Origin of the sequence: Rhizobium sp. WSM4643 (genome assembly GCF_025152745.1) — a bacterium.
Taxonomy (GTDB): Bacteria; Pseudomonadota; Alphaproteobacteria; order Rhizobiales; family Rhizobiaceae; genus Rhizobium; species Rhizobium leguminosarum_I.
Map to the genome: position 1 here is coordinate 26086 of NZ_CP104040.1, position 11691 is coordinate 37776.

Here is an 11691-nt window from a genome sequence, read left to right on the forward strand (position 1 = left end):
GCTCACCCTTCCGTCTTCGCCGGCTTGCGGTTCAGATTGCGTCGGATCATGCCGAGATTTGCCCCGCCGACCAGGAAAGCGGCGGCGAAATAGATCAGCATGGCGATCGCAATCAGCAGCCCGAGGGTGCCGATCTTGGTGATAAGCGGCGCGCCGGAAGCAAGCCAGGGCGCCCAGTGCTGCTTGAGGAAGACGATCGCAGCGCCCATCACGGCCGCAGCGACGATCAGCAGGGCGGTGCGCTTTGCCAGCGCCCATTCCCATGTCAGGTGGCCACGGCGCAAAAGCGTGGTGAACAGCAGCACGGTGCTGATCCAGCCGGCGGTAGCTTCGGCAACCGCGATGCCGGGCGCGCCCATATAGGGGAAGAGGGTGAGCGCGGTGGCGCAGTTGGTCGCAACCGCGATGGCCGAAAAGCGCATCGGCGTCTTGGTGTCCTCGCGGGCATAGAAGCCGGGCTGCAGCGCCTTGATCAGCACGAAGGCCGGCAGGCCGATGCCATAAATCGCCAGGATCGAGCCGACGACGGCGGTGTTTTCCTGATGGAAGGCGCCGCGCTCATAGAGCACGCGGATGATCTCGTCGGACAGGATCCAGAGCGCGAAGGCAGCGGGGATCGTCAGAAACAGCACGAATTCGATCGAGCGGTTCTGCAGGTTTCCGGCCTCGCGCAGGTTGCCACCCTTCAGCGCCCGGGCCAGTTCCGGCAGAAGCACCACGCCGACGGCGACGCCGACGACGCCGAGCGGCAGCTGATAGATGCGGTCGGCATATTGCAGCGCTGCGATCGCGCCGTCGCGGGACGACGCAATCGCCTGGCCGATCAGCTGGTTGATCTGGGTGATGCCGCCCGTCACCGCAGCCGGCACCGCCAGGATCAGCAGCCGCTTGACATTCGGCGTCATCTTCGGGAAACGGAGGCCGATGCTCATGCCGGCCGCAAGCACACCGACATAGACGACGGCGAGCTGCAGAACGCCGGCGGCAAGAACGCCCCAGGAGAGATACCACGCCGTCGCCAGCGGATCGGCGCCGGTATAAAGCGCATAAAACAGCGCCCCGATCATCACCACGTTGAGGAAGACCGGTGCGATGGCGGCGGCAAAGAAATGATGCAGCGAATTCAGCATGCCGCTCATCATTGCGGTCAGCGACATGCACATCAGATAGGGAAACATCACCGCCGCCATGCGGATGGTGATCGAGAACTTGTCGGGGTCGTCGGCAAAACCCGGCGCGATGACGAAGCGCACCAACAGCGGCATGGCAAGCTCCATCACGATGGTGATGAGGAGCAGCACCGAAAACAACACGCCGAAGACTTCTTCCGAAAAGCGCTTGGCGCCGTCCGTGCCGTTCGCCTCGATCTCCTTGGCAAAGAGCGGCACGAAGGCGGCGTTGAAGGCACCCTCGGCAAACAGCCGGCGGAACAGGTTCGGAAAGCGGAAGGCGGCGTAGAAGACGTCGGCCATCGGTCCGGTGCCGAGGGCGGCGGCCATCAGCGTTTCGCGGGCGAAGCCGAAGATGCGGCTCCCGAGGGTGGCGCCGCCGACGGTCGCGAATTTCTTGACGAGGCTCATGCGTTTGGGCTCATGCGTGTTGGCTCATACGGGGGAACCGGCTTTCTTGTCGGTGGAGGGCGATGTCCGGGCTGTGGCGGCGGGCGCGATGATGCCGGAGGGCATGCGCTCGCGCAACTCGTCCTCCTCCTCGGCCATGACGGCCTTCATCCGGGCGGTGATGTTGGCGCGCTTGCTGTCGCCGGATATTTTCTGGCCGACCAGATCGGTGACGTAGAAGGTGTCGATCACCTTCTCGCCGAAAGTGGTGATGCGGGCCGACTGGATGTCGAGCGACAGATCGGACAGCACGGCGGTGATCTCCGACAGCAGTCCCGGCCGGTCGAGGCATTCGACTTCGATGACGGTGAACTTGTTCGACAGGCTGTTGGTGATGTTGACCGACGGCGGAATGACGAAAGCCTTGCTTTTCTTGCGGTTGCGCGCGCGCGTGGCGATGACCTCGGGCAGCCGCTTGCGGCCGGACAGCACGTCCTCGATCATCCGTCCGATCGTCGCCGCACGCCGCAGCTCGTCGGCATCGTCGGTAAATTCGCGGCTGACATGGATGGTGTCGAGCGCCCGCCCGTCCGATGTGGTGAAGATCTGGGCGTCGACGATGTTGGCGCCGGCCGCGGCACAAGCGCCAGCAATGACGGCGAGCAGCCGCGGATGGTCGGGCGACAGCACGGTGATCTCGGTGATCGCGTGGAAACTGTCGGTGCGCACCGTGGTCGCGAGCGCTTGGCCCGCCTTATCGGCTTGGCGGATGAAGTGGGCGTGGCGGATCTGGTCTTCCAGCGGCACCGAGAGCAGATAGGGCTGGTAGTGCAGCTTGGTATAGGTATTGCGGTCCTTCTGGCTCCAGTCGGCGAGCGCTGAACGCAGCGCCTCGGCGGCGGCATTGGCCCGCTCCTTGCGGGAGACCTCTGAAAAGCCGCCGGCGAGCAGCAGCTCGGTTTCATAATAGAGCGTGCGCAGCAGCTGGCCCTTCCAGCCGTTCCACACACCCGGACCGACGGCGCGGATATCGCAGATCGTCAGGATCAGGAGCATCTTCAGCCGGTCGAGCGACTGCACGCGGTCGGCGAAATCGGTGATCGTCTTGCGGTCGGTGAGGTCGCGGGTCTGTGCCACCATCGACATGGTCAGATGTTCCTCGATCAGCCAGACGACGATCTCGGTCTGCTTCTGCGACAGGCCGAAGCGGGCGCAGAGCTTGCGGGCGACGCGGGCGCCGGCGATCGAATGATCCTCCTGCCGGCCCTTGGCGATGTCGTGGAGGAGAACGGCGACATACAACGCCTCGCGATCCTCTATGCCGGGCATCAGCTTGTTGGCGAGCGGATGCAGATCCTCGGCGCGTCCCTTGTCGATCTCGGAGAGAATGTCGACGGTGCGGATCAGATGTTCGTCGACCGTATAGTGATGATACATGTTGAACTGCATCATCGCGACGATTTTGCCGAATTCCGGGATAAAACGGCCGAGCACGCCGGCCTCGTTCATCCGTCGCAGGATGAGCGCCGGATCACGCTTCGACGTCAGGATCGACATGAACAGGCGGTTCGCCTCATCATTTTCCCGCAGGCTGGTGTCGATCAAGGCGAGTGAACGGGTGACGCGTTTCAGCGCGTCCGGATGGAATTCCAGCCCGTTGATGTCGGCGACATGGAAGAGCCGGATGATGTTGACCGGATCGCGCTTGAAGACCTCGGGGTCGGCGAGCGCGATACGGCCGCGGTCTTCGACGAATTCGACGCTGCCGGCGATCTTGCGATTGCGATGGGTGAAGCGGCTGATGACGCCGGTAAGGCCCGGGATCGCCTTCGCCTGCTGGTCTTCAAGCGCAGCGCAAAGGATGCGCGTGAGATCGCCGACATCCTTGGCGACAAGGAAATAGTGTTTCATGAAGCGCTCGACGGCCGAAAGGCCCGGGCGCGTATGATAGCCGAAGGCTTCGGCGATCTCGCGCTGGATGTCGAAGGACAGACGCTCCTCGGCCTTGCCGGTCAGAAAGTGCATATGGCAGCGCACCGCCCAGAGAAAATCGTCGGCTTTCTCAAGCAGACGGTATTCGTGCTTGGACAGCACGCCGAGTTTGACCAGCTCCGCCTGGTCGCGCACGTGATAATAATATTTCGAGATCCAGAACAGCGTGTGCAGGTCGCGAAGCCCGCCTTTGCCTTCCTTGACGTTCGGTTCGACGAGATAACGCGTGTCGCCCGCTTTGCGGTGGCGTTCGTCGCGCTCGGCAAGCTTGGCGGCGATGAATTCGGGACCGGTGCCGGTGACGATTTCCTTGTCGAAGCGGGTCTCGAGCTCGGTTCCCAGCCGCTGCAGGCCGCAGATGCAGCGCATCTCCAGGATGGCGGTGCGGATCGTCATGTCGGACTTGGAAAGCGCGATGCACTCCTCCACCGTGCGGGTGGCATGGCCGACCTTGAAGCCCATGTCCCAAAGCACGTAGAGCATGAATTCGACCGCCTTGTGCGTCTCTTCCGCCGGCCTCGGCAAGAAGAGAAAGAGCAGGTCGATATCCGAGCCGGGCGCCAGCGTGTCGCGGCCGTAGCCACCGACGGCGGTCACCGCGAACTTATTTTTCTGATGCGGAAAGATATGGGCGGTGGCGAAATTGTAGAGGACGGTGATGATCTGGTCCTGCAGCCAGGAAATCCGGTAGGCGCAATTCAGCCCGCCGCCGTCGGCCATGAGTGCCTCGCGCGCCTTCTGCCGGCCCTCCGTGCTCGCCTTCTTCAGCACCGCCAGAAGATCGGCGCGCAGGATGTCGGGTCGGTTGCGGTTGGCCTCGGCAACGGCGTCACACTGCTTCTGCAAGAGCTCGATGTCGAGGATGTTGGAGAAATCGAGGTCGCGCATCGCTGTCGCCGGGGCGGTTTCCTGTTCATGCCGGACTGCCGGTTCACGGCCTGCCGCTTGTTTCGTCTGCATGCGCTATAGCCCCTTTGCCCGGCGATTGACACGGGCTTTGATAGTGCAAGAACCTTTAAATTTGGCGAAATGGTGTTGGTTCGCGTCAAGAGGCGAGGTCGCTTTGACGCAAGGCGCCGGTTTTCCTCAGCCGGCAGCCCGCGCATTCAGCAGATGCAGCACCTGCCGTGTCTCGCGCATGATCTCCTCAAGCGCCTGCCTGTCGCATTCGCGATAGCCGGCCTTGGCGATCGACGTTCCGAGCTCCGAGATTACAGCGCAGCAGCGGGTGATTTTCAGCATGCCGATCGGCGACGTCCAGCCGCGCGCGTTGCGGTCCTTATCGGCGCGCCGCATCGTGTCGAGCATGGAGCAGATCAGCGAGAGGCGCTCGGTTTCGCGAACCAGTTTTTCCATGAACATGGCGCGCTCCTATTTCAGCTTCTTCTTGAGATCGTAAAGCGCATCCATTGCCTCGCGCGGCGTCATGTCGTCAAGGCTCATCGTCTTCAACGCCTCCTCTACCTTGGAGGCCCCACGGGCCGTTTCCTCGCGGCGCACCGCCACCTGGAAAAGCGGCAGGTCGTCGATCAGTTGGCTCGCCGGGTTCTTGCGGTCGGCATCTTCCAGACGGGTCAGCACGTCGCGGGCCCGCGCCACGACGGAGGCCGGAAGCCCGGCAAGCCGCGCGACCTGGATGCCGTAGGAGCGGTCCGCCGCACCCGGCCCGACCTCGTGCAGGAAGATGACGTCGCCGTCCCATTCCTTGACGCGCATCGTCGCGTTCGATAGCCGGCCAAGCTTTTCCGAAAGCACGGTCAGCTCATGGAAATGCGTGGCGAACAGCCCGCGGCAGCGGTTGGCCTCATGCAGGTGCTCAACGGCGGCCCAGGCGATCGACAGACCGTCGAACGTGGCGGTGCCGCGGCCGATCTCGTCGAGGATGACGAGGGAACGATCACTCGCCTGGTTGAGGATCGCCGCCGTTTCCACCATCTCGACCATGAAGGTCGAGCGCCCGCGCGCCAGATCGTCGGAGGCGCCGACGCGCGAGAAAAGCCGGTCGACGATGCCGATATGGGCCGATGTCGCCGGCACGAAGGAGCCCATCTGCGCCAGGATTGATATCAGCGCGTTCTGGCGCAGGAAGGTCGACTTGCCGCCCATATTAGGGCCGGTCAGCAGCCAGATCGCCCCGTCCCGGTCGCCGGTCTTGGGCGAGAGATCGCAATGATTGGCGACGAAGGGGCCGCCCGCCTGCCGCCGTAGCGCCTGCTCGACGACCGGATGGCGCCCGCCCTCGATGGCAAACATCTTCGAGCCGTCGACCTGCGGGCGGCAATAGGCCTGCTCCTCGGCGAGAAGCGCCAAGCCTGCGGCGACGTCGATGACGGCAAGCGCCCGGGCGCCCGATTTGATCGCCTCGGCTTCCGCAACGACGGCCGCCGTCATCCTGTCGAAGGCTTCGAGCTCGATCGTCAGCGCCCGGTCGGCGGCATTGGCGATGCGGCTTTCGAGATCGGCAAGTTCGGTCGTTGTGAAGCGCATCGCGTTCGCCATCGTCTGGCGGTGGATGAAGCGGGCCTTCGCCTCCGCCGTCTCCGTCATCGGCGAGGCATTGCCGGCGGTGACTTCGATGAAATAACCGAGGACGTTGTTGTGCTTGATCTTCAGCGACCGGATGCCGGTCTCCTCGGCATATTGCAATTGCAGGCCGGCAATGACGCGACGCGACTGGTCGCGCAGTGCCCGGACCTCGTCGAGCTCGGCACTGGCGCCGTCGCGAAGAAAACCGCCATCGCGTTTCAACAGCGGCAATTCGTCGGCGAGGGTCTCGGCAAGCAGCTTTTCCAGGGCCGCGGGAAGGGCCTGCAGCTCGGACAGAGCCTGGCCGAGTTCTTCGGGCAGCATCGCCTTGCCGAGCATCGCCGCAACTCCGCCCGCCGCGTCAAGACCTTGACGGATCGCCGAGAGATCGCGCGGGCCGCCGCGGTCGAGCGCCAGGCGAGACAGCGCACGCGGCATGTCGGGAACATGTTTCAGCGTGTCGCGCAGATTGCCGCAGAGCAAGGGTTCGTCGATCAGGAAGCCGATCGAATCGAGCCGCGCGTTGATGCGGGCGGGGTCGGTCAGCGGCGACATCAGCCGCTCGGCGAGAAGCCTGGCGCCGCCGCCGGTGACGGTGCGGTCGATCGCCTTCAAGAGCGAACCGTTCCGATCGCCGGACAGCGTGCGGGCAAGCTCGAGATTGGCGCGGGTGGCGGCATCGATGAACAGCGTCGAGGCCGCACTTTCCCGTTCCGGCTTTCCAAGCGGCGGCCGCTCGGCGATCTGCGTCTTCTCGACATAGGCGATTGCGGCGGCCGCCGCCGCCAGCTCGGCGCGCGAGAAGGTGCCGAAGCCGTCGAGCGTCGCGACGCCGAAATACCGCGCGATCCGGCCTTCGGCGCTGGCGCTGTCGAAGAGCACGGAAGGTTGCGGCACGGCTGTGCGGCCGAGCACGTCGAAGACTGGCTTGAGTTCGGGATCGTGGAAGATGGTGTCGGGCAGGATAAGTTCGCGCGGATCGATTCGCAGGATATCGGCAAGCAGCCGCGAGGCTTCGGTCTCGGCAAGCCGGAAGACGCCGGTGGAAATATCGATCCAGGCAAGCGCCAGCAAGGCCTCGCCGCTGGCGCGAATGCGGGTCAGCGCCATCAGATAGTTGGATTCCGAGGGCGAAAGCAGCTTTTCCTCGGTGATCGTGCCGGGAGTGACGAGGCGGACGACGTCGCGCCTGACGACGGATTTCGCGCCGCGTTTCTTCGCTTCCGCGGGATCCTCGATCTGCTCGCAGACGGCGACGCGGAAGCCGAGCGAAATCAGCTTCTGCAGATAGTCGTCGGCCGCATGCACCGGAACGCCGCACATCGGGATATCCTGGCCCATGTGCTGGCCGCGCTTGGTCAGCGTGATGCCGAGCGCGCGTGAGGCTTCCAGCGCATCCTCGAAGAACAGCTCGTAGAAGTCGCCCATCCGATAGAACAGCAGGGAACCCGGATTGTTCGCCTTGATCTCGATAAATTGCTCCATCATCGGCGTCGCCGAGGCACGGCTTTCCGCCGTGGCAAGCTCGGCCGCCGAAAAGGCTTCATTCCCTGTGTCTATTCGTGCGTTCACGGAGGTGGAGTTTTTCCCAAAAAAACAGGTGCCAACCCTATCCGCGCGCCGCTATAGATGACAACAGCATTTGAGGAAGAGCAAAGCGTCGCCCACAGGACGTTGGAGGATTTATGCCCGATATCGATAAGAAGGACCGGCTGGTAACGTCTGTTACCGACCAGGAGGCGCTCGATTTTCACGCAATGGGCCGGCCCGGCAAGCTGGAGATCAACGCGACCAAGCCGATGGCGACGCAGCGCGACCTTTCGCTTGCCTATTCGCCGGGTGTTGCCGTGCCCGTGAAGGCAATCGCCGCCGATCCGCAGACGGCTTACGATTACACGGCGCGGGGAAATATGGTTGCGGTCATTTCCAACGGCACGGCAATCCTCGGTCTCGGCAATCTCGGCGCGCTGGCTTCGAAGCCCGTCATGGAAGGCAAGGCGGTGCTCTTCAAGCGCTTCGCCGACGTCGATTCCATCGACCTCGAGATCGATACGGAAAATGTCGACGAGTTCATCAACTGCGTGCGCTTCCTCGGTCCTTCCTTCGGCGGCATCAACCTCGAGGATATCAAGGCGCCGGATTGTTTCGTCATCGAAAGCCGGCTGCGCGAGCTGATGGACATTCCCGTCTTCCATGACGACCAGCATGGAACGGCGATCATTGCCGCTGCCGGCCTGATCAACGCGCTGGAGCTGACCGGCCGCGACCTGAAGACGACGAAGCTCGTCTGCAACGGTGCCGGTGCTGCGGCGATCGCCTGCGTCGAACTCATCAAGGCAATGGGTTTTGCGCCTGAGAACGTCATCCTCTGCGATACCAAGGGCGTCATCTACCAGGGCCGCACCGACGGCATGAACCAGTGGAAATCGGCGCATGCGGCAAAGACCGACGCGCGCACGCTGGAAGAGGCGATGAAAGGCGCGGATGTCATTCTCGGCCTGTCGCAGAAAGGTGCGTTTTCGGCCAAGATGATCCGCTCGATGGCGGAGCGGCCAATCATCTTCGCCATGGCCAACCCCGATCCCGAGATCACGCCGGAAGAGGTGGCTCGCATTCGCGACGACGCCATCATGGCGACCGGCCGCTCGGACTATCCGAACCAAGTCAACAACGTCCTCGGCTTTCCCTATATCTTCCGCGGCGCTCTCGATGTCCGCGCGTCGACAATCAACGATGCGATGAAGATCGCCGCCGTCAACGCGCTGGCAAACCTTGCCCGCGAGGATGTGCCGGATGACGTGGTTGCCGCCTATCAGGGCAACCGGCCGCGTTTCGGCTCGCAATACATCATCCCCGTTCCCTTCGATCCGCGCCTGATCTCGGCGATCCCGGTCGCGGTCGCGCAAGCCGCGATCGAAAGCGGCGTCGCCCGCAAGGTCATCACCGACATGGAGGGTTATGCCCGCGAGCTTTCGGCGCGTCGCGATCCGATCGCCTCGACACTTGCCAGCCTTTACGAGCGCGTCCGCCGCCGCCCGAAGCGAATCGTCTTTGCCGAGGCCGAGGAAGAGCAGGTCCTGCGCGCCGCCATGTCCTACGCCAACCAGCAGCTCGGCACCGCCATCCTGCTCGGCCGCGAGGATCTGATCCGGGCGACGGCGGAACGCGCCGGCATCGATCTCAACCGGCCCGGTCTCGAAATCGTCAATGCCCGGCTTTCGACCCGGGTCGAGGCCTATATCGACTATCTCTATGCCAGGCTGCAGCGGCAGGGTTATCTCCATCGCGACGCCCAGCGCCTGATCCATAACGACCGCAACCACTTCGCCGCCACCATGGTGGCGCTCGGCGACGCCGACGGCATGGTGACGGGCATTACCCGAAACTATTCGACGGCGCTCGAAGATGTGCGCCGCTGCATTGACGAGAAGCCAGGCCACCGCGTCATCGGCGTGTCGCTGGCGCTCTGCCGCGGCCGCACGGTCTTCGTTGCCGATACCGCGGTGCACGATATGCCGACCGCCGTAGAGCTTGCCGATATCGCCGAAGAGGCCGCAGGTCTGGCGCGGCGCATGGGTTATCCGCCGCGTGTCGCCATGCTTGCCTATTCCACCTTCGGCCACCCCTCAGGCGAACGCTCCGAGCGGGTGCGCGAGGCGGTGAAGATCCTCGACAAGCGCCGCGTCGATTTCGAATATGACGGCGAGATGGCGGCGGACGTCGCCCTGAACCGCAAGGTGATGGAGCAATATCCCTTCTGCCGCCTCTCCGGGCCGGCCAACGTCCTCGTCATGCCGGCTTTCCACTCGGCCTCGATCTCGACCAAGATGCTGCAGGAGCTCGGTGGCTCCACCGTCATCGGCCCGATCCTCGTCGGCCTCGACAAGCCGGTGCAGATCACCTCGATGGGCGCCAAGGACAGCGACATCGTCAATATGGCGGCGATCGCCGCCTACGGGGGTTCGTAAACTCGCTTGCGCATGTGAGGCGCTTATTGGTGCCCGGCCGACAGCGCGTCGGCTGGGCGCTTATCCGGCTTAAAATGGCGCCGAAGGGTGAGGGCATCATGCTCTAGCCGTTGCCGGCCGATCATGCCCAGCCTCGAGCGCAGCTCCTGAAGATGAGATCATGTTGAGAAACAAGCTTGTCGTTTTGGCCATCGTGGTCGCCAGCTCTTTCGCTTATACGAAATTGATGGCCAGGGTCGGCTCAGGCTCGCCGCCTCCAGATGCGCCATTGGAACAACGGGCCGACCTCATTCGCGTTTATAAATCCGAACGTCGCATGGTCCTTCTCAGAGGCGATGCTCCCATCTCTACATACCGGATTTCTCTCGGCACGGCTGCCGATGCGGGGCCCAAGCAACGAGAAGGTGACGAGAAAACACCTGAAGGGCGTTATGAAATAGACTGGCGAAATCCAAAGTCGATGGACTATCTGAGCCTGCACATTTCCTATCCAAACACGGATGATCGGCGCAACGCTGAAGCCGGAGGCTTTCCAGCCGGGGGCGATATCATGATCCACGGGCTTCCCAATGGCTGGGGCCTATTCGGAAACGTCCATCACCTTTGGGATTGGACGGATGGGTGTGTTGCCGTAACCAACGCGGAGATGCGCGATATCTGGGCCCGCGTCCCCACCCATACCCCGATAGAGATCGTGCCCTGAAGCATTGCCGGCGCCCGGAAAGGCTCTAGGAAAGGTTCTAGCTCGCGAAGCGGCCGGCGTCGGCGCCGTAATAATTCAGGTAACGGTCCGAAATGCTGGTGATCGGCAGCACGATCAGCACGTCGGTCGTGTTGAAGGCATGATCGACGACCGCGCTGGAGCCCACCATCGCACCGAGGCGCAGATAGCCCTTGATCAGCGGCGGCAGGGCCATCAGCGCCCGCTTCGGGTTGATGGCCTCGACCGGCATCAGGTCCATGTTGCGGGCCAGATGCGGCAGGGCGCCGACGGCCCATTCGTTCTTCGCCAGCACATTGTGATGGAGGAAGGACAGCGCCAGCGCGTGGCTTTCGAGATAGACGCCGGGGAAAGAGGCGCAGCCGAACATGGCGCTGACGCCATGCTTCAGCGCATAGGCCCAGTTCCCCTGCCACAGCAGCTCGACAGTGCGCTTGGTGCGGTATTCCGGCAGCACGCAGGAACGGCCGAGCTCCATGAAGCGCTTGTCCGGATGTTTGGCGATGAGGCCGTCGATTTCGAATTCGGAAGCCGAGTAAAAACCGCCATTGGCGATGGCGACATCTTGACGCAACAGCCTGTAGGTGCCGACGATCTGGTCTTCCGGGTCGCCCTCGATCGAGCGGTCGAGAACGAGAAGATGATCGCAGACGGCGTCATAGGCATCGACGTCGCGCTGGCGGCGCATGGCATCCAGCGGCAGCTGCGCCTTCATTTCGTCGACGAAGACGCGGTAGCGCACGGCCTGGGCGGCATCGATCTCGCGTGCCGTGCGGGCAAGGCGGGTCTCCAGATTGCCGATGCGGCCGAGGATATCGCCGTCCTTCTGTACAGCCGTCGAGGGCCGTGCGGGCTCCGCGGTGGTGTCACGATTCAGGATGTCGATGGCGGACATGACGATTCTCCCGTTGCCGGCTTATCGACG

General features: G+C 63.4%; 7 protein-coding genes. 2 read left to right on the forward strand and 5 right to left on the reverse strand.

Annotation, left to right across the window (positions count from 1 at the left end):
- Positions 1 to 2 precede the first annotated feature (2 nt).
- The 4 genes from murJ to mutS all read right to left on the reverse strand — a co-directional run bounded on the left by murJ (position 3) and on the right by mutS (position 7649).
- The gene (gene murJ, locus N1937_RS00155; RefSeq protein ID WP_222280038.1) at positions 3 to 1580 is read right to left on the reverse strand and encodes a murein biosynthesis integral membrane protein MurJ; all 1578 of its coding nucleotides are present in this window, start codon (positions 1578 to 1580) and stop codon (positions 3 to 5) included.
- A gap of 24 nt (positions 1581 to 1604) precedes the next feature.
- Entirely contained in the window at positions 1605 to 4511 is a 2907-nt protein-coding gene (locus tag N1937_RS00160) for a [protein-PII] uridylyltransferase (protein WP_260057159.1), read from the reverse strand.
- 126 nt (positions 4512 to 4637) lie between these two features.
- Complete coding sequence (locus N1937_RS00165; protein ID WP_003544896.1) at positions 4638 to 4913, reverse strand: hypothetical protein; 276 nt, start codon at positions 4911 to 4913, stop codon at positions 4638 to 4640.
- Between the two features lie 9 nt (positions 4914 to 4922).
- Positions 4923 to 7649, reverse strand: a complete 2727-nt coding sequence (mutS, locus tag N1937_RS00170; protein ID WP_260057160.1) for a DNA mismatch repair protein MutS — start codon at positions 7647 to 7649, stop codon at positions 4923 to 4925.
- A gap of 113 nt (positions 7650 to 7762) precedes the next feature.
- Between mutS and N1937_RS00175 the strand changes: the two genes are divergently transcribed.
- Together N1937_RS00175 and N1937_RS00180 are read left to right on the forward strand one after the other, a co-directional pair.
- A complete protein-coding gene (locus N1937_RS00175; RefSeq protein WP_017966743.1) occupies positions 7763 to 10045 on the forward strand; it encodes an NADP-dependent malic enzyme in 2283 nt (760 codons plus the stop codon).
- Positions 10046 to 10208: 163 nt separating this feature from the next.
- The gene (locus tag N1937_RS00180; protein ID WP_026154400.1) at positions 10209 to 10748 is read left to right on the forward strand and encodes a L,D-transpeptidase family protein; all 540 of its coding nucleotides are present in this window, start codon (positions 10209 to 10211) and stop codon (positions 10746 to 10748) included.
- A gap of 37 nt (positions 10749 to 10785) precedes the next feature.
- On the opposite strand, the gene N1937_RS00185 is transcribed toward N1937_RS00180, so the two are convergent.
- A complete protein-coding gene (locus tag N1937_RS00185; protein ID WP_222387259.1) occupies positions 10786 to 11661 on the reverse strand; it encodes a GNAT family N-acetyltransferase in 876 nt (291 codons plus the stop codon).
- Between the last annotated feature and the right edge of the window lie 30 nt (positions 11662 to 11691).

Bases quoted from the DNA above. Each gene is read 5' to 3' on its own strand.
- murJ (WP_222280038.1), bottom strand. From the start codon at position 1,580: ATGAGCCTCGTCAAGAAATTCGCGACCGTCGGCGGCGCCACCCTCGGG.
- N1937_RS00160 (WP_260057159.1), bottom strand. From the start codon at position 4,511: ATGCAGACGAAACAAGCGGCAGGCCGTGAACCGGCAGTCCGGCATGAA.
- N1937_RS00165 (WP_003544896.1), bottom strand. From the start codon at position 4,913: ATGTTCATGGAAAAACTGGTTCGCGAAACCGAGCGCCTCTCGCTGATC.
- N1937_RS00175 (WP_017966743.1), top strand. From the start codon at position 7,763: ATGCCCGATATCGATAAGAAGGACCGGCTGGTAACGTCTGTTACCGAC.
- N1937_RS00185 (WP_222387259.1), bottom strand. From the start codon at position 11,661: ATGTCCGCCATCGACATCCTGAATCGTGACACCACCGCGGAGCCCGCA.